Annotated in this window: 13 protein-coding genes; 8 read left to right on the top strand and 5 right to left on the bottom strand. The window is 70.3% G+C overall.

The genetic code is table 11. The features are described from left to right. The first annotated feature begins 248 nt into the window (after window positions 1–248). Both EDD93_RS23000 and EDD93_RS22995 read left to right on the top strand, forming a co-directional pair. The gene (locus EDD93_RS23000; protein WP_123526952.1) at window positions 249–806 is read left to right on the top strand and encodes a DUF3291 domain-containing protein; all 558 of its coding nucleotides are present in this window, start codon (window positions 249–251) and stop codon (window positions 804–806) included. A gap of 174 nt (window positions 807–980) precedes the next feature. Continuing rightward, on the top strand, window positions 981–1,391 hold the full coding sequence (locus EDD93_RS22995; protein ID WP_123526951.1) for a hypothetical protein: 411 nt from the start codon (window positions 981–983) through the stop codon (window positions 1,389–1,391). Window positions 1,392–1,504: 113 nt separating this feature from the next. Here EDD93_RS22995 and EDD93_RS22990 read toward each other — a convergent pair whose 3' ends face one another. Next, window positions 1,505–2,119, bottom strand: coding sequence for an XRE family transcriptional regulator (locus EDD93_RS22990; protein WP_123526950.1), 615 nt, complete (start codon window positions 2,117–2,119; stop codon window positions 1,505–1,507). A gap of 92 nt (window positions 2,120–2,211) precedes the next feature. Here EDD93_RS22990 and EDD93_RS40325 point away from each other — a divergent pair, with 92 nt between their 5' ends. From EDD93_RS40325 to EDD93_RS22980, 4 genes are all read left to right on the top strand, one after another. Beyond that, on the top strand, window positions 2,212–2,589 hold the full coding sequence (locus EDD93_RS40325; protein WP_260255820.1) for an FAD-binding protein: 378 nt from the start codon (window positions 2,212–2,214) through the stop codon (window positions 2,587–2,589). A 17-nt stretch (window positions 2,590–2,606) separates the two neighbouring features. Continuing rightward, window positions 2,607–2,795 (top strand): hypothetical protein, encoded by a 189-nt coding sequence (locus tag EDD93_RS40320; protein ID WP_260255819.1) that lies wholly within the window; start codon window positions 2,607–2,609, stop codon window positions 2,793–2,795. Between the two features lie 94 nt (window positions 2,796–2,889). Further along, a complete protein-coding gene (locus EDD93_RS40315; protein WP_260255817.1) occupies window positions 2,890–3,132 on the top strand; it encodes a hypothetical protein in 243 nt (80 codons plus the stop codon). Between the two features lie 115 nt (window positions 3,133–3,247). Next, window positions 3,248–4,861 (top strand): MFS transporter, encoded by a 1,614-nt coding sequence (locus EDD93_RS22980; protein ID WP_123526949.1) that lies wholly within the window; start codon window positions 3,248–3,250, stop codon window positions 4,859–4,861. Between the two features lie 139 nt (window positions 4,862–5,000). On the opposite strand, the gene EDD93_RS22975 is transcribed toward EDD93_RS22980, so the two are convergent. After that, window positions 5,001–7,160, bottom strand: a complete 2,160-nt coding sequence (locus EDD93_RS22975) for a RecQ family ATP-dependent DNA helicase (RefSeq protein WP_123526948.1) — start codon at window positions 7,158–7,160, stop codon at window positions 5,001–5,003. A 469-nt stretch (window positions 7,161–7,629) separates the two neighbouring features. Between EDD93_RS22975 and EDD93_RS22970 the strand changes: the two genes are divergently transcribed. Then, complete coding sequence (locus EDD93_RS22970; RefSeq protein ID WP_123526947.1) at window positions 7,630–8,259, top strand: hypothetical protein; 630 nt, start codon at window positions 7,630–7,632, stop codon at window positions 8,257–8,259. Window positions 8,260–8,404: 145 nt separating this feature from the next. On the opposite strand, the gene EDD93_RS22965 is transcribed toward EDD93_RS22970, so the two are convergent. The 3 genes from EDD93_RS22965 to EDD93_RS22955 all read right to left on the bottom strand — a co-directional run bounded on the left by EDD93_RS22965 (window position 8,405) and on the right by EDD93_RS22955 (window position 10,566). Then, a complete protein-coding gene (locus EDD93_RS22965; protein ID WP_123526946.1) occupies window positions 8,405–9,028 on the bottom strand; it encodes a hypothetical protein in 624 nt (207 codons plus the stop codon). A gap of 60 nt (window positions 9,029–9,088) precedes the next feature. After that, entirely contained in the window at window positions 9,089–9,799 is a 711-nt protein-coding gene (locus EDD93_RS22960; RefSeq protein WP_123526945.1) for a ribonuclease HII, read from the bottom strand. 140 nt (window positions 9,800–9,939) lie between these two features. Continuing rightward, the gene (locus tag EDD93_RS22955) at window positions 9,940–10,566 is read right to left on the bottom strand and encodes a TetR/AcrR family transcriptional regulator (protein WP_123526944.1); all 627 of its coding nucleotides are present in this window, start codon (window positions 10,564–10,566) and stop codon (window positions 9,940–9,942) included. Between the two features lie 235 nt (window positions 10,567–10,801). On the opposite strand from EDD93_RS22955, the gene EDD93_RS22950 reads away from it, so the two are divergent. Beyond that, window positions 10,802–12,355 (top strand): MFS transporter, encoded by a 1,554-nt coding sequence (locus EDD93_RS22950; RefSeq protein ID WP_123526943.1) that lies wholly within the window; start codon window positions 10,802–10,804, stop codon window positions 12,353–12,355. Window positions 12,356–12,426: the final 71 nt, after the last annotated feature.

Genomic DNA, 12,426 nt, shown 5'->3' with positions numbered 1-12,426 from the left:
GGCAGACAGCGCAACCGCCCCGGCCCCAGCGAGGCCTGCGCAAGAGGCCACTTGGACGGGAAAAACACAACTTCGACATCGCCCGCACAGGCAGCTACCTTCTCCTGGGCTTCGGCGGTCACACACGGTCGCAGAGAGATTACTTCAGGTAGGCCCGGGAGGAGTTGCTCACGCCCCACCCGTCCTCGCCCCATGCATAGGCGACCGAACCGGGCCCACAGCAGGCACACCCGACCAGGGAGAGACGCATGCCCCATCTTGTTCTGTACACATTCGGCGTCCTGAAGGCACCTCTCGCCGACCCCGCACCCCTCACACGCGAGTTCCACGACGGCGCCTATGCCATCTACCAGAAGATCAGCCAGCACCACGGATACCTTGCTCATGCGCAAGCGGCAGAAGGCGATCAGGGCTCGCACTTCGACTTGGACTGGGGTACATGGGGAGAGTTCGCCGTACCGACCTGGTACGGCAAGGGCCGTACCGCGGAAACCACCGCCCTGGCCGCGACCCTCTCCCTCTGGACCGGTCTGCGCCCCGCCTTCGACGCCATCTACACCGGTCTGCACCGTGAGGCACTGAACAGGCGTTACGACTGGTTCGAAAGGACCGGGCACCCGCCTTACGCGTTCTGGTGGGTCTCCGACGGCGTGATCCCCACCTGGCAGGACGGGGTCTCCAGGCTGGAACACCTCGACGAGCACGGCTCCGCACCGCGCGCCTTCGCCTTCCAGCACCCCTTCGCCCCGGACGGAACTCCGATGAGGATCAAAGACGTCGCACCGAGGAGCGACCGGGTTCACTGACAAGGACGCCCGCAGGTCGGCCCAGCGTGCGACGGGTGGAATCGGACGCCGACTGGGCGGCACGCAGACATCAGCGCACCCCTAGGGTCTTTCGTTTGGATCATGCCGGGCTCGCGGTGTCCGGCACGCACCCTGATCCGGCCTGATCCAAACGAAAGACCCTAGGGTGGCCTGATGTTTGATCGTCTGGAGATCAAGGTGTTGCCGCCGGGAAGCCGGTTCGCCGCTCAGGTGCGGTTCCGGGTCAACAGCGAGGACATCGTCGAAGGGGCCATCGGTGAGGGCGGCCGCGGAACGTACGCCGCCGATCTGCTCCCTGCGGGGCGGCCCAGCCCTTTGCGGGCGGCCGACGAGGCTCGCCGCTTGGAGCTGGGAGAACCGGAGTGCACCGGCGGTTGCTGCGGCTTCCTGTCCATGGCCGTGCAGCGATTCGGGGGGATCGTGACGTGGTCGGACTGGGTGGTTCCGAGGGCGGCCCACACCGGCGACCACTCCCCTCCACCAGAGTTCCATTTCGACGCGTGTCACTACGACGCCGAAGTGGCTCGCGCCGAGTCGGCTCGCTGGGAGCAGGTGCACCCGTAGGCCCAGCACTGCCTGGGCGTGGACTCCCTCCGGCCCCGCGTCCGTGGTCAGCGGGCTGCCGGTCCTGCACCGAGACCGTCACCGCTCAGATGCTTGCCGCCGACCGCGGCCCCCTACTCGCGGGGACCGCGGGCGCCGCCGCAATCGGCTTCCGAGCCGTCGGCACCGGCATCCTTCTGATGGCCGCGGCGGGCATCGCGGTCGAAGATGCCCATGATCTCGCACGGTCCGCCTTCGGCGCCGATGGCGTGCGGCATCATCGTGGGGAACTCCGCGGCCTGGTTGGTCTCGACGCGAAAGCGCCGGTGGCCGAGCATGAGGATGGCGGTACCGGACAGCACCACCAGCCATTCGCGGCCGGGGTGGGCGCGCATGCGGGCCGGGTTGTCGGGCGGCGGGTCGGTCATCCGCTGACGCATCACGCTCATACCGGGGTCGCCCTTTACGGGCCAGCGCATCAGACCGTGCGCGCCATCGATCGTCGGGCTGACGACGACGTCGTCGGCGGCGTTCTCCACGAGCTGGTCCAGGGTGGTGTCCAGCGCGCGGGCGAGGGTGACCAGCTGATCGAGCGCGAGGCGGCGGGGACCGTTCTCGATACGGCTCAGTGAGGACTGGCTGAGGTTGGCGCGGGTGGCCAGCTCCTCCAGTGACCAGCCATGCGCGATGCGCAGCGCGCGGATCCTTTTGCGTACGAGGCTGTCCAGCTGTCCATCGTCTTGCGTCATAGGCAAAATGATATGCCCTTGATGCAAAGCGGTCCTAACGTCGAACTCAGATGGTCTGGCACGGGGGACCACGTACGACGAAAGGGCGCGACATGTCTGCGCGGACTTCCCACTACGAGAGCGACGCACTGCCCACCGAGACCGTGGATGCGGTGGTGATCGGCGGCGGCGCCGCAGGGTTGAACGGCGCACTGATGCCGGCCCGCTCGCGCCGCTCCGTCGTCGTGATCGACAGCGGCACCCCGCGCAACGCCCCCGTCGCCGCCATGCACGGCTACATCGTCCTGGAAGGCACCGTGCCCTCCGACATCCTTGAGTGCGGACGCCGACAGGTTCGCGAGCACGGCGGCCGAGTCGTCCTCGGGACGTGGCCACGGCCCGAGCCGGCGCCCTCGCAGCGGACGGTGATCTGCGGTTCGCCCTCACCCTGGCCGACGGCCGTACGCCGGCGGCTCGCCGCGAGCGGGTAGCCACGGTCCTGCGCGACGTGCTGCCCGAGATACCGGCCTTCGCCGAGCACTGGGGTCACAGCGTGGTGCGCTGCCCGTACTGCCACGGCTGGGAGGTCGGCGACGAGCCGATCGGCATCCTCACCACCGGCCCCGCCTCCGTCCATCACACCTGGCTGTTGCGCCAGTTGACGGATGACCTCATCTACTTCACGCGCGGCACCTAAGGGCTGTCCCGCAGGCGTCCGCCTGTCCGGCGGCACGTTCGTGGCGCGGCGGGTTCTGGCTGCGGCCGCACGACTGGAAGCCCGTACCGAGGGCTTGGAGGGTCTGAAGCTGCCGCTGGAGGACCTGCCCGACAACATCGGCTGCCACTTCACCCCCGCCATGGCAGGCACCACCGAGATCCCCGGCGTGTGGGTGGCAGTCAACGCCGCCGACCTCACCGCTCAGGTCGGCGCGGCCGGCTCCCACAACAACGCCCTGCCGGCCACCGCGGACACCGATGCCGCGCTCGCCGCCGCACAGAAGACCACCCGCTGGACACCCGGCCTCCGCTGCTGAAAATCCGCGCGCCCGGCATTCAGCGGTCCGGGCGCTGAACAAGTTCCCGTCTCACCGGATTGGCGACCGGCTCTGTCCCGGCGCTGATTCCCCATGCCCTTTTCGGAAGGAAACCATGAGCACCAATCAGCCTCCCCAGGCATCGGACGTGCCAGTGGACGGCGCAGGCGCGCCGGATGCGCGTCAGCTCCGCGCGATCCTCATCGCCGTCTCCATCGCGTTGATGGCTGTCATCGCCTCGGTGTCCGGGCTGAATGTCGCCCAGACGCACATGGCAGTCGAATGGGGCGCCTCGCAGAGCACTGTTCTGTGGATCATCAATATCTACACCCTCGCCCTGGCTGCCCTGCTGCTGCCGCTCGGCGCGATCGGTGACCGTCTGGGCCGCAAGCCCATGCTGATCACCGGGCTGATCATCTTCGGTGCCGCCGGCGTCGTCGCGGGACTGGCCCCGTCGGCCGCGGTGATGATCGGCGCTCGCGTGGCCGCCGGCATCAGCGCCGCGATGATCATGCCGATCACGCTGGCCGTCATCACGTCCACCTTCCCCGAGAAGGAACGAGGCAAGGCGATCGGCGTGTGGACCGGCGTCGCCGGGGGCGGCGGCATTCTGGGCATGTTCCTCTCCGCCCTGCTGGTCGACGTCGCCGACTGGCGCCGGCTGTTCGTACTGCCCGTGGTCCTGAGTGTCATCGCGCTGGTGATGACACTGAAATCAGTGCCCAACTCCCGCGAACGCTCCCCCCATTCCTTCGACACCATCGGCGCACTGGTCTCCACGATCGCCGTGATCGGCCTCATCCTCGTCCTGCAGACGGGCCCGGAACGCGGCTGGACCTCCCCCGTCACTCTGATCAGCCTGGCCGTCGGTGTCATCGCCGCCGTCACCTTCGTAGCCTGGGAGCTGCGCCGCCGCGACGCGGCGCTGCTTGACGTACGCCTCTTCCGTGAGCGCGGCCTGGCCGGCGGCTCCGTCACCCTGCTCGTCGTCTTCGGTGTCCAGGCCGGTATCGCGGTCGTCCTCTTCCCGTTCTTCCAGGCCGTACTGGGCTGGTCCGGGCTGCTGTCCACCGTGGCGATGATGCCGATGGCCGTCATGATGATGATGGCCTCCGGCCTGGCGCCCAAGATGGGCGGCAGGATCGGCGCCCGCTCCACCATGACGGTGGGCGTCGCACTGGCCACGCTCGGCCTGGTCCTGATGGCCGTGTTCGTGTCCGTGGACGGCGGTTACCCGTCCATCCTGGCCGGGATGCTCGCCATGGGCATCGGCATGGGTCTGTCGATGACGCCCTCCACCGAGGCCATCACCAGCTCCCTGCCCCGAGCCGGGCAAGGCGTTGCGTCCGCGCTCAACGATGTCACCCGCGAGTTCGGCACCGCTCTCGGTGTCGCCATGCTCGGCGCGCTCCTGGCCACCGGCTACCGCAGCGCCATCGACAGCAGGCTCGACGGCATTCCCGCAGGCGCCGCGGACACCGCCCGCGAAGGCATCGCCACCGCCGTCGAGGTGGCACCCGGCACCGGTTCGCACGCACACGACCTGGTCGACGCCGCGCAGCAGTCCTTCGTCGACGGCTGGCAGCAGGCCATGTGGACCGGTGCCGCAGTCATGGCCGTACTGGTCGTCTACGTCGCCCTGCGCGGCCCCAGGAACGCCGCATCCAGCCGGCCCGGTGACGAGGCAGCCCCGGAGACCGGGGTCGCGGAAGACGTCGCCGCCGGCTGACCTCGCACCGACTCCGTGCGGGCGGAGCACGACGCCGTCGCCCGCACAGCAGACGGCCATCGGGCACACCGCGACACCGCGGTGTGCCCGGTGGCCGCACAGCGCCCCAGGTCCCGGACCGGCACCAGGGTGGCTGCGGCTACCCGGCCAGGGCGAGGACGAGCGGCAGCACCTGGGCTGCACCGGCCTGGCGCAGAAGACGTGCGCCAACGGCCAGGGTCCAGCCGGAGTCGGTGTAATCGTCGACGAGCAGGACCGGGCCGGGGGTCCCGCCCAGGGCGGCGGCGAGTTCAGCGGGCACGGCGAACGAGTCGCCCAGGGCGCGCAGCCTCTGGGCGGAGTTGCTGCGGTGCGCCGCATACTCATCGGCGTTCGGGGTGTACGCCAGACTGCCCAGAAGCGGGAGTCTGCCGACCCGGGCCACGCCCTCGGCCAGCGAGCCGACCAGCTGCGGGCGGGTGCGGGACGGCACAGCGACAACGCCCACGGGCCGCGCCACTGCGTCGGGAGAGCCGCTCGCCCAGCCGCCCGGGGAGCGGGCCCAGTCCGCCAGCACCGTGACGACGGCGTTCAGCACATCGTCGGGAACCTGCCCATCGGCTGCCTGCGCCGACAGGAGCGGCCGCAGGCGGTTGCCCCAGCCGATGTCCGACAGCCTGCCCAGCGCACGCCCGGTGACTGCCTGCTGACCTGCGGGGATACGGCCCTTGAGGTCCATGCCGACCGAGGCGAGTCCGGTCGGCCACATCTTGCGGGGCTCGACCTCGACCCCGGGCCGGTCCAGCTCGCCCGTCGCCGTCGCCAGGGCGGCGGAAGAGACAGCGGGGTCCAGCCAAGGACCGGCGCACCTGTCGCAGCGACCGCACGGCACCGCTTTCTCGTCGTCGAGCTGCCGCTGCAGGAACTCCATCCGGCATCCAGTGGTGGCCACGTAGTCCCGCATCGCCTGCTGCTCCGCAGCCCGCTGCTTCGCAACCCAGGCGTACCGTTCCGCGTCGTACGCCCACGGCTGCCCCGTGGACGTCCAGCCGCCCTTGACCCGCTTGACCGCCCCGTCCACGTCCAGGACCTTGAGCATCGTCTCCAGACGCGAACGCCGAAGATCCACCAACGGCTCGAGCGCCGGAAGCGACAACGGACGACCGGCCTCCTCCAGCACCGACAGCGTGCGACGCACCTGCTCCTCGGGCGGGAAACCGACCGAGGCGAAGTACGCCCAGATCGCCTCGTCCTCCTTGCCCGGCAGCAACAGCACATCCGCATGGTCCACACCACGCCCCGCACGCCCCACCTGCTGGTAGTAGGCGATCGGAGACGACGGTGACCCCAGGTGCACCACGAAACCGAGGTCCGGCTTGTCGAAGCCCATCCCGAGCGCGGACGTGGCGACCAGGGCCTTCACCCGGTTCGCCAGCAGATCCTCCTCCGCCTGCAAGCGCTCGGCGTTCTCCGTCTTCCCCGTGTAGGAAGCCACCGGATATCCGCACTGCCGCAGGAACGCGGCGACCTCCTCCGCCGCGGAGACCGTCAGCGTGTAGATGATCCCCGACCCCTGCAGATCCCCCAGCCGCTCCCCCAGCCACGCCAGCCGGTGTGCGGCATTCGGCAACTCCAGCACACCCAGCCGAAGGCTCTCCCGGTCCAGCGGGCCACGCAGAACCAGAGCGTCCCCGCCCCCCGTGCCCAACTGCTCCGCCACATCCGCCGTCACCCGCGCATTCGCGGTCGCCGTCGTGGCCAGCACCGGTACTCCCGCAGGCAACTCCGCGAGCATGGTGCGCAGCCGCCGGTAGTCCGGCCGGAAGTCATGACCCCAGTCGGAGATGCAGTGGGCCTCATCGACGACCAGCAGACCAGTGGTCGCCGCGAGTTTCGGCAGTACCTGATCACGGAAGTCCACCGAGTTGAGGCGTTCCGGGCTCACGAGCAGAACGTCGGTCTCGCCGCGCTCCACCTCTCCGTAGATCGTTTCCCATTCCTCGGGATTGGCCGAGTTGATGGTGCGTGCCCGGATACCCGCCCGCGCCGCCGACTCGACCTGGTTGCGCATCAGCGCCAGCAGCGGAGAAATGATCACCGTCGGGCCTGCCCCGCGCCGGCGCAACAGCGCGGTGGCCACGAAGTACACAGCCGACTTGCCCCACCCGGTGCGCTGCACCACCAGCGCGCGACGCCGCTCCTCCACCAGGGCCGCCACCGCCTGCCACTGGTCCTCCCGCAACCGCGCCGAACTTCCCGGGGCGCCGATCAGCTCGGCGAGGATGGCGTCGGCTTCGGTGCGTAGCTCCAGTGCGTCCATACCCCCATGCAACCCGATGGCACTGACAATCAGCGAATCCACCCACCGTGACGGCGGGCTCACCAAGGGTGCGCATCGCTGCGTGAATCGAGGGTGCCGGGGCCCGGCCCTCAGCGCCGTGTGCCGGGGGCCGACGGAATCCGGATGTCCCCGGCCGGCAGCGCGCATCGCGTCCTGGCGCCGCACGAGACGTTCGTCGTGGCCCTGGGGCTGACGCGGTGTTTCTGCTGGTCCTGGCTGGTTCAGGCGTGACAGGTGGCGTCATCCGGGGCCCGACTGGGCAGGGATATCCGTGTCATTCCAGCTGATTACCGTCAGCTGCCCCAATTGCTCGTTGCCGCCTGCCGATACGCCAGGGAGAATTGGACTCGCTCCCCGCACAGTTCTTTCGCGGCCCGGAAGGGCTGTGCCGCGGCGCGCCCTCACCCGACCCTGCCCGCATCGTGGGCGCGTATGCGAAGGGAGGACCGTGACCTTCGGATTCGCTCCGTCCGCAGCCACTTCGATGTCGGCAGCCGCCGACTCCGCCAACCGCCTTGCCCGGATACTCGAACCGGCCGAGTGGGCCGCGGCGGGCATACCGCTGCTGCGCAGCCCGCGCGAGGTCGTCAGCGGCCTGCACGCCCGACACCGTCCGACTCCGGCGACCGCCGTCGTGGCCGTGCTCGACCACGAGGAACGCCTGACGGCCAGTGCCTCGTTCGCCCGCCGCTCGGTGACGGCGGACGGCTGGGAGTTCCGTAATTCGCTGCTGGCACACCTGCGCCGGGTCATCCCGCACGATCTCCGTCGCCGTACCCCCGTCCGTACGGCGGTGCTTCTCTACTGCCGCGAGGGGGACGAGCGCTGGACGGAGGAGGACGGGGCGTGGATGTGGGGGCTGCGGGATGCCTGCACCCTGCACGGCCTGAGGTGCGGCGCCTACATCACGCTGACCACCGGTGGCTGGCAGGTGCTGGGCGAGGGCCGGGGCGGACGCCGCCCCAGCTCCACCTCGCGCCCGACCGCCCTCGCGGACACCGCACTGGACCAGGATCCGGCCCCGTCGCGCACCGGCGGCGGGGCCGCCCAGGCCCTGCACCGCAGCGCGGCCCGCTGACCCCGGCCGTGGGCCCCGGCCGCCCTCTCGGGCAGCCGGGTCGCCACAGGAGCCGTTCGCCGCAGGACCGGTCACGGACCGGCCGCGGCACCGCGGCCGCCGTCACCGACAGACCGCGGCACCACGGGTTCGCGCCGGTGCTGCGTCAGACGCTCGCGCCGAGCGCCGCGTTGACCGGCTGCGGGTCACCGCAGACGATCAGCAGGGCTCCGGCGTTCTGCCGCGCGGTGTGCAGCGCGCGAGTGGCGGCGTCATCCACGGCACCGTTGACCGCGATGATCACCACCGGCCGGGACTTCAACCGGTCAACGGCTGCGGCTCCGGCGAAGAACACGTCGTCGCCGGCCTCGTGCTGGGCCCAGTAGGCGGCCTCGCCGAAGGACAGCTCGTGCGTCGCCCACGGGTGCTGCTCGGCCGTGGTGAGCACCAGGATGTCGCCGGGAGCCCGACCGGAGTCGAGCAGCAGGTCGACCGCCTCGTCGGCGGCGGCGAGCGCGCCGTCGGCCGGGGCCGGGATCACCTGGAGCTGCGGTGCGGAACGATTCTCCGGCGCGGCGGCCTGGGGCCGGGCTGCGGGAGTGGGGTGCGGACGCTGCGCCTGCGGCGCGGGCCTCGCGGGGCCGGGACCCGGACGACCGGGGCGCGGCGTGGCCGCTGTACGCGGGCCGGGTACGGGACGAGGGGTCGACGCGGTGCGGCCGGTGGCCGGAGTGACGCGGGGACCCTGGGCGCTCTCGTGAATCTGAGGCTCCTCGGGGATGAGAGGCATGGGTGTTTGTCTATCAAACACTGACGCACAAGACGCCAGTGGGTGGGTACGTGTGTGCGATCAGAAGTCGAAGCCGAGCTGGCCCCCGCTTTCCAGTGCGGCCGCCTCGGCGGAGAAGCGGACCTTCTTGAGGTGCTGCCACCTGGGCAGCGCGTCCAGGTAGGACCACGAGAGGCGGTGATGGGCCGTGGGGCCCCGCTCCTCCAGTGCGGCCCTGTGCACGGGGGACGGATAGCCGGCATTGGCACCGAACGCGAAGTCCTCGTACTCACCGGATTCCGCGCCGAGTTCGGCCATCATCGTGTCCCTGCGGACCTTCGCGATCACCGAGGCCGCCGCGACCGCCACACAGGACTGATCGCCCTTGATGACGGTACGGACCTGCCAGGGCGAGCCCAGGTAGTCGTGCTTGCCGTCGAGGATCACCGCGTCCGGACGTACCGGCAGCGCTTCCAGGGCACGGACGGCCGCGAGCCGCAGAGCGGCGGTCATCCCGAGCTCGTCGATCTCCTGCGGTGAGGCGTCGCCGAGACCGAACGCGGTGACCCACCCCTCCAGCAGCGGCGCGAGTTCAGCGCGGCGCCTGGGGCTGATCAGCTTGGAGTCGGTGAGCCCGGCGGGCGGCTTGCGGAGACCGGTGACGGCGGCACACACGGTGACCGGACCCGCCCACGCTCCGCGCCCGACCTCGTCGACACCGGCGACGGTCCTGGCACCGGTGGTGGCGCGCAGTGAGCGCTCGACGGTGTGCGTGGGTGGTTCATACGGCATGGCGCCAGCAAGCGTACGCCGATGCGGCGGCCGGGAACACCCCGGGGCTCATGCCGGCCGCCGCCGTCCGGCGCCGTACCGCAGAACAGGTCACGACGCCGTCGCGGGGAGGCGCCCCGAACCGTCTGCGGCGGGGAGGTTCAGTGGGCGCCGGAGCGGAAGAACGGCATCGCGACCTCATCGATCAGCTCGGCGATGTCACCGTCGCTCCATTCGCTGCCGCACACCTTGCTCCGATACATCATCATCGCGGGGATCACGTCGAAGGCCATCCCCCGCAAGGCGTCGGATCGGACCTCCCCCCGGTCGACCCCACGGCTCACCACCTCTCTGATGAGTTCGGTCGACGGCGCGATCACGCCGTTGAGGATCACCGACTGGAACCGTTCGGCCGTGCTCGCGTCACATTCGTGAAGGACCGACCGCAGCGCGGCGCCGGACTTGGAGAGCATGCCGTCCCGCAGCGTCCGGCACAGCTGGTAGAGGTCGTCACGGATGTTGCCGGAGTCGGGCGCGTCCCCCATCGCCGGCAGGGCACGGCGCAACGCGTCGGCGACCAGATCCTCCTTGGAGGGCCATCGCCGGTAGATCGCCGCCTTCCCGGTCTGGGCACCGGCGGCGACTCCCTCCATCGTGAGCCCGTTCCAGCCGACCGTGCTCAGCCGCTCCAGGGCGGCTTCGAGGATCGCGCGCTCCAGCACGGATCCCCGGCGGCGAAGGGACACCACCGGCGGCCGAGCGGCGGCTGCCGATCGCGAACTGTCCATGGGCTTCTCTCCATCGAAACGGGTCCGCCGCACCCGCACCGGCCGGACGGGCACGGCGGAACAGGGCGGCACGTGGGCCGGACGGGACCGGGCGGCCCCCGGCCGGGTCGGCGGATCCGGGCACGACCGGGCAACAGCGGATCCAGTGAACGCTTGCGTTCACTGGAGGGGACTCACTACCGTTACCAGGACAGTGAACGGATCCGTTCACTAATTCACTTGTGGGGGATCCATAGTGACAACCTCTCAGTTAGCGATTCAGGACGCACCGAGCCCGGCACGCCGGCAGGGCCGCCCGGGGATCGCCCTGACCGTCATCGCCGCCTGTCAGTTGATGGTTGTGCTCGATGCCACGATCGTCAACATCGCACTCCCACACATCCAGAACGCCCTGAGCTTCTCGACCACCGACCTCTCCTGGGTCCTCAGCGCGTACACACTCACCTTCGGCGGGCTGCTGCTGCTCGGTGGCCGCGCCGGGGACATCCTCGGCCGCCGCCGGGTCTTCATGGCGGGCATCCTGCTCTTCACCCTGGCCTCGCTGCTCGGTGGATTCGCCCAGGAGCCCTGGCAGTTGCTCGCGGCCCGCGCGCTCCAGGGCGTCGGCGGCGCCATCGCCTCACCGACCTCGCTCGCCCTCATCACCACCACGTTCCCGGAGGGCCCGGAGCGCAACCGCGCCTTCGGTGTGTTCGCCGCCGTTTCGGCCGGTGGCGGCGCGGTCGGCCTGCTGGCGGGCGGGATGCTCACCGAGTGGCTTGACTGGCGCTGGGTCTTCTTCGTCAACGTGCCGATCGGCGTCCTGATCGCCGTACTCGCCCCGCTGTACATCAACGAGTCGCAGAGGCATCCGGGCCGCTTCGACATCTCGGGAGCCCTGACCTCGACCCTCGGCATGGCCTCGCTCGTGTACGGGTTCATCCGGGCGTCCGAGGCGGGCTGGAGCGACTCCCTCACGCTGGCTTCGTTCGGCGCCGCGGTGGTGCTGCTCGCCGCGTTCGTCCTCATCGAGATGCGCGCGAAGGAGCCGATCACGCCATTGCGGATGTTCGCCGACCGCAACCGCTCCGGAACCTACGTCATCATGCTCAGCCTGGCCGCCGCCATGCTCGGCATGTTCTTCTTCATCGTGCTGTTCGTGCAGAACGTACTGGCTTACACCCCGATCGAATCCGGCCTGGCGTTCCTGCCCGTAGCGGTCGCGATCGCCGCCGGGGCCGGGGTCTCGCAACGGCTGCTTCCGGTGCTCGGACCGAAGCCCTTCATGGTCACCGGCGCGGCACTCACCGGTCTGGGCCTCGGCTGGCTCACGTTCATATCCTCCGACAGCTCCTACCTGGCCGGGGTCCTGGGACCGATGCTGCTCTTCGGTATCGGCATGGGCCTGAACTTCGTGACGCTCACCCTCACCGCGGTCTCCGGCGTCGCCCAGCACGAGGCGGGGGCGGCCTCCAGCCTGCTCAACGCGAGCCAGCAGGTGGGTGGTTCGCTGGGGCTCTCGATCCTGGTCACCGTCTTCGGCACGGCGAGCCGCAACGAGGCGGAGAAGCAGGTCCCGCAGTTCCTGGCGAAGGCCTCGCCCGGTCAGAAGGCGGAGTTCGCCAGGACCCGGGAACTGCCGGGGAGCTGGGGCCACCAGGTGCTCGCCCAGGGCATCTCGACCGCGTTCATGGCGGCGGTGGCCATGGCGGCCCTCGCCCTGCTGACCGCGGCCCTGGTGATCCGGGTGCGCAAGAGCGACCTGGACGCGCTGAGCGGGAAGGCATCGGCGGGAGGGCCGGCCGCGTAACGCGCGGCCGTCGTGCTGACGGACGTACCGGACACACCGCCCGTACGGACGGTGTGTCCGGCTCAGGTCCG

The organism is Streptomyces sp. 840.1 (assembly GCF_003751445.1).
GTDB lineage: Bacteria > Actinomycetota > Actinomycetes > Streptomycetales > Streptomycetaceae > Streptomyces.
This window is presented reverse-complemented; position numbering and strand designations above follow the sequence as displayed.

Bases quoted from the DNA above. Each gene is read 5' to 3' on its own strand.
- EDD93_RS22990 (WP_123526950.1), bottom strand. From the start codon at position 2,119: ATGACGCAAGACGATGGACAGCTGGACAGCCTCGTACGCAAAAGGATC.
- EDD93_RS23000 (WP_123526952.1), top strand. From the start codon at position 249: ATGCCCCATCTTGTTCTGTACACATTCGGCGTCCTGAAGGCACCTCTC.
- EDD93_RS22960 (WP_123526945.1), bottom strand. From the start codon at position 9,799: ATGCCGTATGAACCACCCACGCACACCGTCGAGCGCTCACTGCGCGCC.
- EDD93_RS22975 (WP_123526948.1), bottom strand. From the start codon at position 7,160: ATGGACGCACTGGAGCTACGCACCGAAGCCGACGCCATCCTCGCCGAG.
- EDD93_RS40325 (WP_260255820.1), top strand. From the start codon at position 2,212: ATGTCTGCGCGGACTTCCCACTACGAGAGCGACGCACTGCCCACCGAG.
- EDD93_RS22965 (WP_123526946.1), bottom strand. From the start codon at position 9,028: ATGCCTCTCATCCCCGAGGAGCCTCAGATTCACGAGAGCGCCCAGGGT.
- EDD93_RS22980 (WP_123526949.1), top strand. From the start codon at position 3,248: ATGAGCACCAATCAGCCTCCCCAGGCATCGGACGTGCCAGTGGACGGC.
- EDD93_RS22955 (WP_123526944.1), bottom strand. From the start codon at position 10,566: ATGGACAGTTCGCGATCGGCAGCCGCCGCTCGGCCGCCGGTGGTGTCC.
- EDD93_RS22995 (WP_123526951.1), top strand. From the start codon at position 981: ATGTTTGATCGTCTGGAGATCAAGGTGTTGCCGCCGGGAAGCCGGTTC.